This is a genomic window from Acinetobacter beijerinckii CIP 110307, assembly GCF_000369005.1.
In the GTDB taxonomy this organism is placed as follows: domain Bacteria; phylum Pseudomonadota; class Gammaproteobacteria; order Pseudomonadales; family Moraxellaceae; genus Acinetobacter; species Acinetobacter beijerinckii.
The window spans coordinates 1,385,264-1,401,150 of sequence record NZ_KB849765.1 but is presented as its reverse complement, the minus strand read 5'-3'; the positions used below and the strand labels follow the sequence as shown (position 1 = coordinate 1,401,150).

General features: G+C 38.8%; 15 protein-coding genes. 6 read left to right on the top strand and 9 right to left on the bottom strand.

Annotated features, from left to right (window positions below):
• Positions 1-87 precede the first annotated feature (87 nt).
• From F933_RS12185 to F933_RS12175, 3 genes are all read left to right on the top strand, one after another.
• Positions 88-723 (top strand): peroxiredoxin, encoded by a 636-nt coding sequence (locus F933_RS12185; RefSeq protein ID WP_005061517.1) that lies wholly within the window; start codon positions 88-90, stop codon positions 721-723.
• Positions 724-996: 273 nt separating this feature from the next.
• The gene (locus tag F933_RS12180; protein ID WP_034711014.1) at positions 997-1,806 is read left to right on the top strand and encodes an MBL fold metallo-hydrolase; all 810 of its coding nucleotides are present in this window, start codon (positions 997-999) and stop codon (positions 1,804-1,806) included.
• 1 nt (position 1,807) lies between these two features.
• On the top strand, positions 1,808-2,392 hold the full coding sequence (locus tag F933_RS12175) for a dual specificity protein phosphatase family protein (RefSeq protein WP_005061510.1): 585 nt from the start codon (positions 1,808-1,810) through the stop codon (positions 2,390-2,392).
• Positions 2,393-2,538: 146 nt separating this feature from the next.
• On the opposite strand, the gene F933_RS12170 is transcribed toward F933_RS12175, so the two are convergent.
• The 5 genes from F933_RS12170 to trpA form a co-directional block, all read right to left on the bottom strand.
• On the bottom strand, positions 2,539-3,468 hold the full coding sequence (locus F933_RS12170; RefSeq protein ID WP_005061508.1) for a DUF6929 family protein: 930 nt from the start codon (positions 3,466-3,468) through the stop codon (positions 2,539-2,541).
• An 80-nt stretch (positions 3,469-3,548) separates the two neighbouring features.
• Positions 3,549-4,616 (bottom strand): SPOR domain-containing protein, encoded by a 1,068-nt coding sequence (locus tag F933_RS12165; protein WP_005055912.1) that lies wholly within the window; start codon positions 4,614-4,616, stop codon positions 3,549-3,551.
• Positions 4,607-5,893, bottom strand: coding sequence for a bifunctional tetrahydrofolate synthase/dihydrofolate synthase (gene folC / locus F933_RS12160; RefSeq protein ID WP_005061506.1), 1,287 nt, complete (start codon positions 5,891-5,893; stop codon positions 4,607-4,609). Before folC ends, F933_RS12165 begins: the two co-directional genes overlap by 10 nt.
• Positions 5,890-6,786 (bottom strand): acetyl-CoA carboxylase, carboxyltransferase subunit beta, encoded by an 897-nt coding sequence (accD, locus tag F933_RS12155; protein ID WP_005055916.1) that lies wholly within the window; start codon positions 6,784-6,786, stop codon positions 5,890-5,892. Before accD ends, folC begins: the two co-directional genes overlap by 4 nt.
• Entirely contained in the window at positions 6,783-7,586 is an 804-nt protein-coding gene (gene trpA, locus F933_RS12150; RefSeq protein WP_005061503.1) for a tryptophan synthase subunit alpha, read from the bottom strand. Before trpA ends, accD begins: the two co-directional genes overlap by 4 nt.
• 275 nt (positions 7,587-7,861) lie before the next feature.
• Here trpA and F933_RS12145 point away from each other — a divergent pair, with 275 nt between their 5' ends.
• Positions 7,862-9,193 carry a Na+/H+ antiporter NhaC family protein gene (locus F933_RS12145; protein WP_005061502.1) on the top strand — a complete coding sequence of 444 codons (1,332 nt, stop codon included), beginning with the start codon at positions 7,862-7,864 and terminating at the stop codon, positions 9,191-9,193.
• Positions 9,194-9,509: 316 nt separating this feature from the next.
• Here F933_RS12145 and F933_RS12140 read toward each other — a convergent pair whose 3' ends face one another.
• Complete coding sequence (locus F933_RS12140) at positions 9,510-10,532, bottom strand: AraC family transcriptional regulator (protein WP_005061500.1); 1,023 nt, start codon at positions 10,530-10,532, stop codon at positions 9,510-9,512.
• Positions 10,533-10,647: 115 nt separating this feature from the next.
• Here F933_RS12140 and F933_RS12135 point away from each other — a divergent pair, with 115 nt between their 5' ends.
• The gene (locus F933_RS12135; protein WP_005061498.1) at positions 10,648-11,523 is read left to right on the top strand and encodes a metal-dependent hydrolase; all 876 of its coding nucleotides are present in this window, start codon (positions 10,648-10,650) and stop codon (positions 11,521-11,523) included.
• Positions 11,524-11,576: 53 nt separating this feature from the next.
• On the opposite strand, the gene F933_RS12130 is transcribed toward F933_RS12135, so the two are convergent.
• Positions 11,577-12,572, bottom strand: a complete 996-nt coding sequence (locus tag F933_RS12130) for a DUF2804 domain-containing protein (protein WP_005061497.1) — start codon at positions 12,570-12,572, stop codon at positions 11,577-11,579.
• A 214-nt stretch (positions 12,573-12,786) separates the two neighbouring features.
• Between F933_RS12130 and F933_RS12125 the strand changes: the two genes are divergently transcribed.
• Positions 12,787-14,565 (top strand): 5'-nucleotidase C-terminal domain-containing protein, encoded by a 1,779-nt coding sequence (locus F933_RS12125; RefSeq protein WP_005061495.1) that lies wholly within the window; start codon positions 12,787-12,789, stop codon positions 14,563-14,565.
• A gap of 65 nt (positions 14,566-14,630) precedes the next feature.
• Here the strand turns inward: F933_RS12125 and F933_RS12120 are convergent, their stop codons facing one another.
• Together F933_RS12120 and F933_RS12115 are read right to left on the bottom strand one after the other, a co-directional pair.
• Entirely contained in the window at positions 14,631-15,143 is a 513-nt protein-coding gene (locus F933_RS12120) for a DUF1543 domain-containing protein (protein ID WP_005061494.1), read from the bottom strand.
• Between the two features lie 9 nt (positions 15,144-15,152).
• The gene (locus F933_RS12115) at positions 15,153-15,872 is read right to left on the bottom strand and encodes a CPBP family intramembrane glutamic endopeptidase (RefSeq protein ID WP_005061492.1); all 720 of its coding nucleotides are present in this window, start codon (positions 15,870-15,872) and stop codon (positions 15,153-15,155) included.
• Positions 15,873-15,887: the final 15 nt, after the last annotated feature.

Genomic DNA, 15,887 nt, shown 5'->3' with positions numbered 1-15,887 from the left:
AAATGAAAAAACAATAATTTTATTTATAAGATTGATGCTGCATATTAAACAGACAGATAGAACATAAAAATGTATTGAGGATGAATCATGACACTACGTTTAGGCGACATTGCTCCAAATTTCCAGCAAGAATCAAGTGAGGGTACAATTGATTTTTATGAGTATTTAGCTGATGGTTGGGGAATTTTATTCTCGCACCCAGCAGACTTTACTCCTGTGTGTACAACAGAACTAGGTTTTACAGCAAAACTAAAAGATGAATTTACAAAGCGGGGCGTCAAGGCAATTGCCCTGTCAGTGGATGATGTTGAATCACATAAAAATTGGATTCAAGATATTAATGAAACACAAAATACTATAGTGAATTTTCCAATTATTGCCGATAAAGATCGAAAAGTATCTGAGTTATATGGATTCATTCATCCAAATGCGAGTGAAACTCTAACCGTACGCTCATTGGTGATTATCGATCCGAACAAAAAAGTACGTTTGATTATTACTTATCCTGCATCGACGGGTCGGAACTTTAACGAAGTCTTAAGAGTCGTCGATTCACTACAATTAACCGATAAGCACAAGGTAGCAACACCAGCAAACTGGCAGCATGGTGAAGATGTCGTGATTGTTCCTTCTTTAAAAGATGAGGAAGAAATTAAACAACGTTTCCCTAAAGGTTATAAAGCTGTGAAACCTTATTTACGTTTAACAGCACAGCCTGAGTGATGGTTCGCTCCTACTAAAAAGCGACTTAAAACTTCACAAGAGGTCTCAAAATCAAATTGTAAAAGCTATTGAAACCAACTCAAGGTTTCAATTGAAAATTGAATGAGGACAACATTAAAAAGCGCTTGTTTTAAGCTTAAAAATAAAAAGTGAAAAACAAACTCCATCGCCTATCTTCTGATAGGCTTTTTTCGAGTGTTTGAAAATTTCTTTGGTATTTTTGAATCAATCGGTTATAAAAATATTTCGATATTGAGACACAATAAAAATATTATGATCTATAACATTCACCACCTTCACTGTGGCAGTTTCTGCCCTGTCTGTGCTCCATTATTCGGTCAAAAAGGTTGGAAAGCGCATTTAGTCTGTCATTGCCTTCTGATTGAAACTGACCGTGGCTTAGTTTTAATTGATACAGGTTTGGGTCTACAAGATTATTTACATACTGAGCAGCGTTTAGGGAAATTACTCACCCGCTTTGGGCAATTTGAATCTAATTTAAAACTGAGCGCTATCCAACAAATCCAAAAGCTTGGTTTTAATCCGAATGACGTGAAACATATTTTTGTCACTCATCTAGACTTTGACCATGCTGGCGGGATTTCGGATTTTCCACATGCAACAGTCCATGTGCTCGCTTCTGAATATAATGCGACGCAATCTCTTTCTGGCAAAGCCAAGCTTCGATATAAAACAGAACAATTTAAACAACATCGATACTGGAGTTTTGCAGAACACAGCGATGGTGAATCATGGTTCAACCTAGAAAAAGTTAAAGGTTTACCCTTTTTTAGTGATGAAATATTAATGATTCCATTATTAGGTCATACACAGGGGCATTGTGGTATTGCAATTAAAAAACAAGATGGATGGATTCTGTTTTGCGGAGATGCCTACTTCTCACATTTAGAATTAAATCAGAAAAATAAACTTAGAGTATTAGATCTCACGGAACGATTACTGGCTGAAAATAATCAACAGCGTTTACATAATCTGAAACGTTTACAATATCTCGCTCAACATGAATCAAGTATTGAGTTAATTTGTGCGCACGATCCAGTTGAATTCAATCGTTACCAGTAATATGAAAAAGACACTTACTAGCATTCTTTTAATTTCCAGTTTAACTACAACTGGATGTATGAAACATCCAAGTCTAGATGATGAGCAACGCCCCGAAAATTGGGGAATGCTGATTTCGAATACCCATAATTTTTATCAGATCAGTCATGATGTTTTTCGTAGTGACCAACCGAATAATCAATTAATTCCAGAGCTGAAACAACATCAAATTGATACGGTAATTAATCTTAGAGCTAGAAATGAAGATGCTCATGTTTTTAACGATAAATCATTCAATCTTGTGCACATCCCTATTTATACATGGGCGATTAAGCGTGATGATTTATTAAAAGCAATGCAGGCAATTCAAACAGCAAAACAAAAGAATCATAAAATTTTAGTGCATTGTTATCATGGTTCAGATCGGACAGGTGCAACGATAGCGATGTATCGGATTATTTTTGAAAATTGGTCCATTGAAGATGCGGTTAAAGAAATGAAGCAAGGAGGATATGGCTACCATATCATTTGGAAAAACATTGAAAATATATTTACACCTGAAAATGTAAAATGGATTCGACAACAACTGTCGAATCCATCTCGTTAGAAGACTGGAATTGCTCTAGATAAAGCTCTATTTACTAAAACAATAGAGCTTATTAAACAAACCGATCTATCAAATTATTCTTGATCAATCTGTAAAGTATATTGCTCAAAATTGCATACCTTGCGAATAGGTTTCACTTAAACTTCTCATTTTATAAAAGCTGAATTAGCCAACAATATCTTCAAAACTTCAGAATCACCACCATCACTGTCAGTGACCAATAAAAATACTTCGCCATCAGGTCGAGATTCGAGCCACGTAATCCCTTCAACTTTAATTGGTAGCGTTTTACCCTCTGCACTCTGAATCAAATGACTCGATATAGGTTGACCATCTGGTGAGAACAGCAAAATAAAACTCCCCAACACATCACCATCATCATAGGTATTTAATGTTTGCTCAACCGCAGCGGTGGCTATCAGTAGGTTTTGACCCACTAAAAAATAGGCATCTGAAATACCACTTACTGAACCATTAATCTCAGGCAATGTTAAATTGAATGAGCGTATAAAGGAGTTTTCTAAAGATTTATGTGCTTGAATTTTTGCTAAATCAAATACTAAAACACCATGAAAGTGATTAATGTTGCCACGTTGAAAGACATAAAGATGACGGTTGTCTGAGCATACTGCTTCAATATTTAAATCGGCTCCGCCGGTGAGTGCAGCACAGTGCTGCAAATAATCATAATCCACCTGATCTAACAAAGTCTTGAATTGATGATTGGATGGATTATATAGGACAGCTTGCTTTCGCTTTTCAGTCGAACCTGATCCCATAATTAATAAATGAGGCTGTTCATTAAAAATGATACAACTTAGTGCTTCAAAATCAGGCTTTTCTGCTTTGCTAAAAATTGCTAGAGCTTGTTGTTCAGACGATTCAAATAAAGGGACTTTTTCAAAAGCTGTCGTTGCAGTCAATTTATTTTTTAGGCTCGTTTTTAATAAGTAACGAACATCATCTCCAATGAGATATAAATAGTCCTCTAAGCAAGCAACGCCAGACAATGCACCAATTGCAGAGTCTGGCGAAAAGCTAAATTTTTCAAGTATCCTCAAATCCGTTTGTTTCATAACTTCATCGCCTATTTGATGAAAATCTCACAATCAACTGATCCTGATGATACTTTAGTTACTTAGATCAATATGACTATTTATCTCTGATCAAGTGGAACCCAATCAATTACCCAAGCTGATTTCATACCTAAACTTTCATCTGAGGTGATTTTTTTACGCGCCGCGTCAGCAGTATCTCTATCTTTCGATGGTCCAACCATAATACGGATACCTTTAGAGGTCGGGCTAGTCGTTACCTTATAGCCTTTCGCTCGTAATTTAGACACAACTGCATCAGCATTGGCTTGATTTGCGGCTAATGCAACTTGCACCATCCACTTTTTATCGCCATTTTCCATCAACTCACGAGCTTTTTCAGCCTCAGCTTTTTTATCTGCTTCAGCTTTACGCTTTTTCTCATCTGCAGCTTTTTTCTCTGCTTCAGCCTTACGCTTTTCTTCAGCAGCTTTCTTATCTGCTTCAGCTTTGCGTTTTTCTTCGGCAGCTTTCTTGTCTGCATCAGCTTTGCGTTTTTCTTCCACAGCTTTCTTGTCTGCATCAGCTTTACGTTTTTCTTCAGCAGCATTCTTGTCTGCTTCAGCCTTACGTTTTTCTTCCGCTAATTTCTTTTCAGCATCTGTTTTTTGCTGATCTGATTTGAGTTGTTCAGCTTTTTTCTTTTCATCTGCCTTTCTTTTTTCTTCAGCTAGACGTTGTGCTTTCGCTTTATCATCTTCATTTAATTCAGGTGGAATATTATCTGAACTTTCCTGTGCAGCGTTTCGACGTGCGTTAATCGCTGCATATTCTTCAGCTGCCTTTCGTGCAGCAGCAGCTTCAGCTTCTTGTTGCATCTTTAAAAAATCAGCAGCGCGCGCTTCTTGCTCTGCAACAGCTTTTTCACGTGAACGGCGTTGTTCTTCAAGTAACCGTTTTTCTGTTTCAACATCAACAGCCAATGGTTGTAGCGAAACCATTTCGCCATCTTGCGCTGGTTGAGCAGTTTTAGGAGTCGATTGCGTTTTGGGAATAGGATGCGTAATAGTCGCTTGTGTATTATCTTGCTCGATTTCTTCATTACCTTTAAGGAGTAATGCAGCCAATAACACACCACCTCCTAATAAAACAACGCCACCCATCCAACGTTGTTTGTTATTCATTGACATTCTTCTAAATACTCCCAGACCGCTTCTAAAGTATGAAACGAACCACAGACTAAAATCAGCTGATTGTTATTACATTTATTCAGCACAGTTTCAAAAGCTTGCTGGATATTGCCAAACTCATGTACTTGCTGTCCTTGCAAAGCTTGTTTCAACTGTTGCATTGGTGCGGCTCTTGGCACATCTAAGGTAGCAATAAACCAATCTTTTACTGTTGTTTTTAGTAAATCGGTGACAGATGAAATATCTTTATCTGCCAGCATTGAAAATACTGCGACAACATCTGTGTACTGTTTATTGTATTTTAAGAATTTTCGCAACTGATTCAATAAAAATTCGACGCCATGCGGGTTATGACCTGCATCAAAAATGACGGTTTTATCTTGAATGTGCCGTATTTCAAAACGACCTTGCAAACGAGCTTGTTGAATACCCGAGACAATCGCTTCTTGAGAAATATCCACACCACTTGCTAAAACAGCAGCAACAGCAGTCGAAATATTATCTAAAGCTAGCTGCCCTGTAGGGAGCTTTAAAGTTGTGCCAGAAGATGCAAATGACCATGTTTGACCATCATCATTGAGCTGATAAAAATAATCACGGTTTAAAGCATATAACTGGGATTGTGTTTCATTAACCTTGTGTTGAATGGCTTTAGGTAACTGTTGTTGCCCGGCAAAAATCACAGGGATATGAGGACGAATGATGCCTGCTTTTTCGTAAGCAATTTTTTCAATGGTATCCCCTAACCAATCAACATGATCTAGCCCAATATTGGTAATTACCGCAATATCAGGGTCAATCACATTGACAACATCAAGGCGACCACCAAGACCAACCTCAAGTACCCAAACATCACATTGTTTTAACTTAAAAATAACAAAAGCAGCCAAAGTGGTTGCTTCAAAAAAAGACAGACTTAATCCACATTCACGGCGCGCTTGATCGACCATGACAAATGCATCAACCAAACTTTGATCATCAACTTCCAAACCTGCAAGTTTTACACGCTCATTGAAACGATAGATATGCGGTGATTGGTATAAACCAACGTTGTAGCCTTGAGCATTTAAAATTGCAGCTAACGCGGTTGTGGTTGAGCCTTTACCATTGGTACCCGCTACAGTAAAAACCTTTGCCTTCGGTTGCATTACGCCTAGCTTTTCAGCGACAGGAATAACGCGCTCTAAACCTAAATCAATGCCTGTAACGTGAACATGGCCCCAATAATCGAGCCATGTTGTTAATGTATCTGTTGAATGTGGAGCGTCGGGTTTCAAGGTAAGTTCATCAGTTTAGCCACGAGTCTGTATACAGTATCACGTAATGCATGACGATGAACAATTTGATCGACCACACCATGATCAAGCAAATATTCTGCACGTTGGAATGGTTCTTCGAGCTTTTCACGAACCGTTTGCTCAATCACGCGCTTACCTGCAAATCCAATCATCGCTTTAGGCTCAGCAATATGTACATCACCTAACATTGCCAATGAAGCCGTTACACCACCATAAACAGGATGTGTTAATACCACAACATATGGAACACGTGCTTCTTTCATTTTTTGAATCGCAGCAGCTGTACGTGCCATCTGCATTAAAGACAACATGCCTTCTTGCATACGCGCGCCACCAGAAGCAGCAAAACAAATCATAGGTTGGTGAAGTTCAATTGCACGTTCAGCAGCTTGTACAAAGCGGTCACCCACAACTGTACCCATTGAACCGCCCATGAAATCAAAGTCAAAGGCACAAGCCACCAAGTCCAAACCTTTTAAAGAACCTTGCATTACAACCAATGCTTCAGTTTCGCCAGTTTTGTCTTGAGCTTCGCGCATACGTTCAGGATATGGTTTGCTATCAACAAATTTTAATGGATCTTTAGCACTAAATTCTTGTCCTAACTCAGCATTCACTTGATCAAAGAACCAGTTCAAACGATCACGAGCACGCATACGTAAATGTTCATCGCACTGTGGACACACATAAGCATTAAAAGACATGGCTGTACGTGTCACTAATGCATGGCATTCAGGGCATTCGATTGTCGGCTCAGTAAAAGTCGATTTAAATATTTGCTGCTGATTCGCAACCTGAATGCTCGGTACTTGACGCTCAGTCCAAGGCGTTGAAGGGCTTAGAATCTTCCCTGTTGTTAACTCTTGACTCATACTAATTCATCGAGCGCAGCTCGAAGCTCCTTGACTTTATTCACCGTCTGTTGCGCAGCTTCATCGGCTGGCAATGTCGCAAAAGATTTAACGAAAGCACTTCCTACGATAACGGCATCAGCAACTTGACCCATCGCTTTTGCAGACGCAGCATCACTAATTCCAAAACCTACACCGACAGGTACATCAGTCATGGTCTTAATTTTAGCAATTCGAGCTGCTGCTTCAGAGGTATCTAGAGTTGCGGCACCTGTCACACCTTTTAGTGACACGTAATAAACAAAACCACTGGCTTGATTTACCACATGTTGAATACGCTGGTCTGTTGAAGTTGGTGCAAGCAAGAAAATTTGATCCATCTCATTTTGTTTTAAGACTTCACCAAATTGCTTAGCTTCTTCAGGGGGTAAGTCCACCAAAAGTACACCATCAACACCACAATCTTTCGCATAAGCAACAAACTTTTCATACCCAATCACTTCAACAGGGTTCAAATACCCCATCAAGACAACAGGTGTTGTTTGATCTTTTTGACGAAATTCTTTCACCATATTCAATGCATCAAGCGTACTTGTTCCACCTGCTAACGCACGTTCAGCAGCTAAAGCAATCACTGGACCATCTGCCATTGGGTCAGAGAATGGGAGTCCCAACTCGACGACATCAACGCCAGCTTCAACCATTTGGTGAAGTAATGGAACTGTTACCTGTGGATGTGGATCACCTGCCATTACATAAGAAACAAGCGCTTTACGTTGCTGAGATTTAAGCTGTTCAAAACGAGTGGCAAGACGTGACATAGGATTATGCTTTCCTGATTTATATAAATTAAGGAGTTGTTTGTAGTCATACAAGAACACTGCATTGTAACGCTATTTTTTGTTCATTGAACAGAGTTTGACGTGATTGCAACAGTGAATGTTTCTACTTACAACTGCCTTATTACATTTATCTATATTTTAAGTTTTTTCTCAATGATCAAAGCTTCCTAAATTCTAATGAATGTTCTCGCATTTTAGAAATAGGCTCAGCTCCTTTATACTAACCACAATTTCTAAATTTTCTTTTTAATTCTATGTCTGCCCACACTCAGGAAAAAGTACAAAGCAATGCCCTTGCTTTGTTACCGCTATTGGTATTTTTGATCATCTTTCTCGGGAGTGGTCTTTATCATTCAATGATTGGGACAGAATTTGCCTTCTATCAAGTCAAAGCGCCCGTTGCTGCAATCCCTGCTGTGATTTTGGCATTACTACTCTATAAACAGAAACTGAATGTTGCAATCGAAGAGTTTTTACAAGGTGCTAGTCATCCAAATTTGATTTTGATGTTTATGGTATTCATGTTGGCAGGTGCATTTGCAAGTGTTTCAAGTACGATTGGTAGTGTAGATGCCACTGTTCAACTTGGGCTTTCACTCATTTCAGCTGAATTTGTGTTGCCAATGCTATTTATTATCGCAGCATTTATTGCAACAGCCATGGGAACCTCAATGGGTACCATTGCCGCCTGTGCCCCAATCGCTTTTGGTTTTGCCCAAGCCACCGAAATTGCTCCAATTTATGCGATTGGTGCTGTAGTTGGTGGTGCCATGTTTGGTGACAATTTATCAATGATTTCGGATACCACCATTGCTGCTACACGAAGTCAAAATGTAGAACTCAGAGATAAATTTAGAGTTAATATTTGGATCGCATTCCCCGCTGCGATCATGACACTCGTGCTTTATATTTTTATGAGCCATCAGGCTGAAGCGATTCAATCAAAACCCTACGATATTTGGTTGATTTTGCCTTATCTTGCGGTATTTTTTCTCGCCTTTACCCGCTTGCATGTCCTTGCTGTATTGATGATTGGCATCATTCTCTCAGGTGTTATTGGACTCATTGAAAAACCTGAATTTGATTTATTAAAGTTAAACAGCTCTATTTATGATGGCTTTGTTGGCATGTTTGAGGTGGCATTACTTTCCATGGTGCTTGGTGGACTGTCCACGCTGATGCAAAAAGAAGGCGGACTACAATGGTTAATTCAACGTATCTATTCATTAACTCGCCTATTTAAATTCGGTAAACAACGCGCTGGTGAGTTGGGTATCAGTTTTCTGGTTGTATTCTCAAATCTATTTGTGGCGAATAATACCGTCGCGATTATTTTATCGGGGGATATGGCACGTGAAGTGGCGAGAGAATATGGTGTTGATCCTAAGCGTAGTGCCGCCCTGCTCGACATTTTTTCGTGTGTGGTTCAAGGAATTATTCCCTACGGTGCGCAATTATTGCTTGCTTGCTCGATTGCCAAACTCTCTCCAGTTGAGTTGATTGGCAATATCTACTATTGCTGGATTCTTGCGGTTTGTGCCGTGCTCGCCATTGTCTTTCATTATCCACGCCTCAAAACATGTTAAATCCTGTGCGAAATACGAGACTCAGAAATGTCGTTCACAACCTGAGCAAGCCAAAGCGACTGAAGCTTTGGTGAAGCGCAAGAACGAGGAAGTGAACCTTGCGGAGCTTCAATCGCTCCTCATGTGAATGACAATGGTTTTGCCTACTTTTGCCAAAACAAAAGTAGGCAAAACCTGAACAAAGTTGAAATATATTTCAACTGAAGTGCAAGACATAGTGGTATATCCAATAATTAGGTGAGAATACAGCAAGACTCTGTTGAGAAAATTTCTATTTAAATAAGACTTACGCCCAGTGGAAAGATTCATTTAAAATCTAAAGAGATTTTAAAAACTGCTTTGGTGTAATCCCTGTCCAACGCTTAAACGCCCGTCCAAACGCACTCTGATCTGCATAATCCAAACGTTCCGCAATCTCAGAAAAAGATTTCCCTTGCTGCAAATACAATTTACTTTGCTCTAACCTGTACTGATCTAAAATATCTTGAAAATTGAGCTGATAGGTTTTGAGTTGTCGTTGTAATGTTCGTTCAGAACAATGCAAACGTTTTGCGACATAACTCAGTAATACTTCTTCTTGCTGCAAAAGACCTTGCTCGATTTGTGTCTGTATTTTTTGACGGAATTGTTGTTGCTGAATCTCAAAAGAAGTAATGCTGTTTAAAGATTGCTGCGCTTGGGTAGAAAGTACATGATTTAATTGCTGATCAGCGGCAATACTTTTCGCTTTTAAAATTTGATTAGAAAAACGAATCGCATACTGTCCTGCTTGAACTTGAATCGGACAACCATAAAATTTTTCAAAATGATATAAAGCCGTATGTGGCATGTATCCAAATTGAATCATCTGCGGCGGAACCAACGCATCTTGGACAATCGATTGAGAAATTTTAAAAATCAACGCGAGGTTTAACTCGTACATTTCGCGAAAATCGCTATAAGATGCACTCCACACAATTTGAATATATTCAGAAAATTGCTGCACATCGAGCTGTTCTAAATTAGTTTGCTTAAATACCAAAGAATAATAGCGTTGTAAGAGTTGTAAGGCTTGTTGTAGATCAATACTGGTTGATGCCAAATAACCCATTAAACCTAAATCTTGCAAATTGGCATGTTCAGCTAAAACTAATGTGATCGGACGTGTGAAATGCGGCTGAGCAGCTTGTAACAATAAAGCATAGCGCTCCACATCAAAGTCTCTTTCATCTGGATTTTCCAAGCAAGCTTGAAAAGCCTGCCAAAGTTCAGGCGCGACAACTTTAGACAAATCAATTTGTTCTTGTTGTAAAACACGATTAAATAATCGCAAATATCCAATGATAATTTTGACTGACATATACCGATCTCATCCTGATCTGTCGTTATTTGTATAAAAATTGGCTGTAACTGTCAAAACATTTCATCGGAGTTTTCTCATACTGAGTTCATGAAAAGACAAGGAATAGCAAAAAATGAATGCACATGTTTCCTATCAAGTTGAACCCGTTGTAAGAACAAAACTAGACTTTCATTTAGACCAAGCACCCCGTTTTTGGTTTGGTGGCGATCCATTTCGCACCCGTATGTTTGATGCGTTGAGCCTGACTTTTCCCGATGGAGAGCGCTATTTTATTGAATGTGTGCGTTTATTCCGCGACAAAATTGATGATCCAGACTTGCAAGAACGTGTGGCTGATTTTATCCGTCAGGAAGCTCAACATGGTATGGCTCACGATAAAATGAACCAAATCATGAAAGATCAAGGTATGCCAGTTGATCAGTTCACTGCTCGATTGAAAAAGATTTTTAGATTTGAATTGAAAAATCGTTCAGCTCAATACAACATCGCCATGACCGCTGCAGCAGAGCATTTAACTGCATTAATGGCAGATACTTTCTATAGTAAAAAAGAAACTTTAGCGGAAGCCGATCCTTTTGTACGCGCATTATTTGCTTGGCATGCAATTGAAGAAATGGAACATCGTGATGTTGCTTTTGATGTCATGCGCGAAGTGGGTGAAGTACCTGAAGCAACTCGTCGCTTTGCCTTGGTATTCACAACAGTGATGATGTTTGGTTTTACTTTATATCGTACTGATGTGATGCTTAAAACAGATGGTTTTAGTTTAAGACAACGTTTTGATATGGCACGTAAAGGTTTACCTTGGTTCTTTGGTCGTAACGGTATTTTGACCGCAAAAAGAGCACAATATAGCGACTGGTTTAAAAAAGATTTCCATCCGAATCAACATCCAGTGATTCGCCAATACGATGTTTGGATTGATACTTTAGCCAAGACCAATGATCCAATTGCAGCGGGTGAAGCTTTTTGGCAAGCTGGGCTTTAATTCACGTCTCATAAAAAATCCCCTTTGAATTTAGGGGATTTTTTCTGTCATTCTCACCACTTCGCATAATGCTGTTCTAAAAGACCATATTCATTATCTAATGACACCACTTCAACCTGCTCATGTGCAATGGTGCCACTGACTTTGGCTTGCCATTGATTAAACTGGCTGCCGATCAAACGCAGATTAATATTTTCAAAACGACACCAACCAGTTTCCACCACCAAATTTAAACATCCCCCCAAAGAACGAATTGACCAAGTATTAGCATCTTTCTGTTCAAATAAAATATCGGTGAGCGGATGCAAACGCCCGTCTACCCACAACGCATTTTCATTGCCAAAACTCTCATTAACTCCAGATGCGAGATTCAAACCAATACGGCGATCATTTGCATCACGGAACTGACAAGACAACCAAAACCAAGCGGTTTCAGGGCGCAAAAAACCACAGGTATCATCTAATGCAGCAAGGCTTTGAGCATTAAACTCAACCTGTTGTTTATCAGGATTAATAAAAAATCCTTCTACAGCCAAAGTGGTTTGTTTTTGCGTATACGTCCAACCATTAATCCCTGTGGGGCTACATAAACTGAGTGCATCAGTCCCTGCACAGAAAATACGAGCTTTAAGTTTTATCTCACCATGTTTAGTCACTTGGATATAACGCACACCATTCGCATGCTGCATATCAAATTGATAAGCTGATTTTTTAAAATAGCTTTGACTGAATAAAGGCTGTTCATCGAGTTGAGTTTTTAGAGCAAGCGGCTGAATCGCATTCCACTCAATCACTTTCTGCGTTTGATGATCATAGACATAAAAAAAACCGTGCCCTGCCCACGACAAATCGACAATCGCAATACCAATGCTGTAATGTTCATGCTGTAAACCACAGAATTTAAATTTCTTATATTTAAGCTGTTTACGCCAACCTTTCAGAATCTGACCATAAGGTGTTTTATAGATATAATCATCGAGATTTATTCGTGAAGGGATCTGGTCAAAACGTCCATAACGAGGTTGACCATTGGCTTGTATCAAATCCATTGCTTATTTCCATGATTGCTCGGTCGCATCTTTGCCAATAATAGACTGTAAGTGATCAAATTTACTACTAATTTTGTATTTATAATTGATCGATTTTCATCATGTTTTATGCTTAAAAAAAATTTCAAATTTCTATTAAAGTTTATTTTTTCATCAAACATTCACACAGAGGTTTTATTTTAAAAAACAATCTTATACCACTTGATCAAAAACCATGATGAATCAAAAACTACTAAAAGCAAAACTGCTCTGTATGATGATGCTGGCTTTAACAGCATGTAATGACGATGATGATAATAACGGAACGCCAACAGTTGAACGCAAAAATCAAAATATCAACATCCTTGCATTCAATGACTTTCACGGTAATTTAGAACCGCCTAAACGCTTTATTGAAGCAGAAGATCCAACAGACAATACCAAGAATGTTCGTATTCCCGTAGGTGGTGTTAGCTATTTTGCCGATGCAATTAAAAAACTACGTGCCCAGTATCCAAATAATGCTGTAGTGTCAGCAGGTGACTTGATTAGTGCATCACCACTCACGTCATCGTTATTTTTGGACGAACCGACCATTGAAGCCATGAATGATATTCAGATTGACTTTAATGCTGTTGGTAATCATGAATTTGATCGTGGTACAGATGAACTTCGTCGTTTGCAGAATGGTGGTTGTCAGCAATATACCAGCACACAGCCATGTCAAATTAATAAAGAATTTTCTGGGGCAAAATTTAACTTCTTGGCTGCGAATGTTTCCTTAAAGGCAGACCCTAAAAAAACCCTTTTTCCAGCATATAAAGTTAAAACTTATGGAGGTATTCCAGTCGCATTTATTGGTATGACTCTTGAAGCAACTCCAAGTATCGTGTCGGCAGCAGGTATTAAAGATGTCGAATTCCATGATGAAGCCGATACCGTGAATGCCTTGATTCCTGAGTTAAAAAAACAAGGCATTGAAGCGATTGTGGTGGTGGTACACGAAGGTGTTGCGCCAAGTACCAAGTTTAATAAGAAAACGTGTGATGGTTTAAGCGGACCATTAACAGGTATTTTAGATCGCTTAGATAACGCTGTTGATGTAGTGGTTTCTGGTCATACGCATCAATCTTATATTTGTGATTATTCGACCAAGAATCCACAAAAGCCATTTTTGCTGACCTCTGCGGGGCAGTACGGTACTGCCATTACCAACATTCAACTCGAATTGGATGGCAAAACAGGTGATGTGATTAAAAAGGATGCCAAACAAGTTCCGATTCAAAGTGAAGCTTATACATCTGGTACCACAACGGTAAATTTGACTGACTTATACGAGAAATTTAATAAAACCCCAAGTATAGAAGCAATATTAGATAAATATCGCCAAGCCGTTAGTACCATTTCAGCACGAGTCGTTGGAGCTGCTACAGGTGTAATTAATCGTAATGCAACAGAAAGTGGCGAAAGTGCGCTCGGTATTTTAATTGCGGACGCGCAACAAGCGATGGCATTGACAGCAAGTAATCAAGGATCTGATTTTACTTTGATGAATCCAGGTGGTGTTCGCGCCGACTTACAGGTCAATACCAATAAGCAGATTACCTTTGGTGATGTATTTACCGTACAACCTTTTGGTAATTCTATCGTGACGATTAGTCTTACAGGTAAACAAATCCGTGACGTTTTAGAACAACAATGGTCTGGAGCAAATGCAGCAACGGTTCGTATTTTACAACCATCGAAAGAGTTCAGTTATTCATATAAAAAAGACACCTCTGCTTCACCACGCGCCAGTAATATTCTGATTGCAGGACAAGCTTTAGATGACACTAAGGTCTATCGCGTAACCGTAAATAGTTTCCTTGCTGATGGTGGCGATAACTTTACCATCTTAAAACAAGGAAAAAATCCAATCGGTGGTGGTCAGGATATTGATGCATTGGAAAAATATATCTCACAGAACTCTCCTTTAACCGCACCTAAAACTGAACGCATTACAGTGCTTCCTTGATTTGATTTGGGCTTACACAAATAGGGAAACATAAATGCTTCCCTGTTTTTATTTTGGATCAAAGATTAGGCTAGAGTCAGATAGGTGTTTTCCCAAATTGTAGGATTAAACTCACCCTGCACTAAATGAATATACCGCCCCGCGATATGATCAATTGGAATACAGTCATCAACATCCATAATGCGATCAATATGTGGCTTATGCCAAGCTTGCTTTATTAATTGTTTAGCGAACTGTTTTGCAGTCATCGCATCAGGTGCAACAACTAAATGATAGCGATGTAATTCACCAAATACTTCCGAGCTATATCCACCCAGATTAATCAAATATAACTTTTGGTCAGTTGCTGAAGGTGCTGCATCTGAAAACTGGATTTGATAATCAATTCCTTCAGATTGAACACCAGAAAACTGTGCCCAAGCATCAATATGTAAACCTTTTGATTCACCAAACCAAGCTTGTTTTAGTTGAGGAATGATCTCTTGCAAATCATGACCAATCGCCATCACCACATCATGCACTTCGGTATTAGCTTTTGCGTGTCGCCCACCTAACATCACCATAAACAAATTTGGCATATTGAATCACTATGTAAATGATTGAAGAAGTTTTAATAATACAATTCCACCCACTGATAACACCGCATTATTCAAGAAATGAATCATCAACACATGCCAAATATTACGTGTCCATAGATAAATCAAATTTAGAAATAAACCTGCACTCATAAAGCTGATTGTCGCAATCAAATTACCATCAAAATTATGATAATGAATCAAACCGAACAAAATAGAGTTCAACATAATCAGTATGATGCGCCATAACAAGGGTTGAATAAACAACTTTTGCAACAAGGTATAACGAAAGACAATATCTTCTAAAAGTGCGGTAAATAATGGACCCAAACTAATCATCAACAAACTTAAAAAAGGAATATGTTCAGGGTCGATAAAGCTTTTTTCTTCCGTGCTTTGCCCGACGGGCACAAGTTGGCGTGTGAGCGAAATCACTACTTGTAATAGCACTGCTCCTATCACAACCAATAAACTAGAACGCCAAAATGCCTGTCTAAACTTAATCCAATGAGCAAACAGCATATCCTTATATAAAAAACACACTAAAATAAATAGCAACGCCCTTAAAACAGTATCACCCAAGCTCACAGCGATTAAGCTGCCAAATATTTTTTCTAAAATAAAACCATTTAAAATAATTAAAGGAATGATCAAAATCGCAAAGGTGTCTTTCCACCCCCATACGATTTTTTCGGGAAAATGCTCAGCTCTAACTTGCTGTAAAAAATGCATATTAAAAGACAACTA

Excerpts from the sequence above, each read along its gene's own strand:
- F933_RS12185 (WP_005061517.1), top strand. The coding sequence starts at position 88 with ATGACACTACGTTTAGGCGACATTGCTCCAAATTTCCAGCAAGAATCA.
- F933_RS12180 (WP_034711014.1), top strand. The coding sequence starts at position 997 with ATGATCTATAACATTCACCACCTTCACTGTGGCAGTTTCTGCCCTGTC.
- F933_RS12175 (WP_005061510.1), top strand. The coding sequence starts at position 1,808 with ATGAAAAAGACACTTACTAGCATTCTTTTAATTTCCAGTTTAACTACA.
- F933_RS12170 (WP_005061508.1), bottom strand. The coding sequence starts at position 3,468 with ATGAAACAAACGGATTTGAGGATACTTGAAAAATTTAGCTTTTCGCCA.
- F933_RS12165 (WP_005055912.1), bottom strand. The coding sequence starts at position 4,616 with ATGTCAATGAATAACAAACAACGTTGGATGGGTGGCGTTGTTTTATTA.
- accD (WP_005055916.1), bottom strand. The coding sequence starts at position 6,786 with ATGAGTCAAGAGTTAACAACAGGGAAGATTCTAAGCCCTTCAACGCCT.
- trpA (WP_005061503.1), bottom strand. The coding sequence starts at position 7,586 with ATGTCACGTCTTGCCACTCGTTTTGAACAGCTTAAATCTCAGCAACGT.
- F933_RS12145 (WP_005061502.1), top strand. The coding sequence starts at position 7,862 with ATGTCTGCCCACACTCAGGAAAAAGTACAAAGCAATGCCCTTGCTTTG.
- F933_RS12140 (WP_005061500.1), bottom strand. The coding sequence starts at position 10,532 with ATGTCAGTCAAAATTATCATTGGATATTTGCGATTATTTAATCGTGTT.
- F933_RS12135 (WP_005061498.1), top strand. The coding sequence starts at position 10,648 with ATGAATGCACATGTTTCCTATCAAGTTGAACCCGTTGTAAGAACAAAA.
- F933_RS12130 (WP_005061497.1), bottom strand. The coding sequence starts at position 12,572 with ATGGATTTGATACAAGCCAATGGTCAACCTCGTTATGGACGTTTTGAC.
- F933_RS12125 (WP_005061495.1), top strand. The coding sequence starts at position 12,787 with ATGATGAATCAAAAACTACTAAAAGCAAAACTGCTCTGTATGATGATG.
- F933_RS12120 (WP_005061494.1), bottom strand. The coding sequence starts at position 15,143 with ATGCCAAATTTGTTTATGGTGATGTTAGGTGGGCGACACGCAAAAGCT.
- F933_RS12115 (WP_005061492.1), bottom strand. The coding sequence starts at position 15,872 with ATGCATTTTTTACAGCAAGTTAGAGCTGAGCATTTTCCCGAAAAAATC.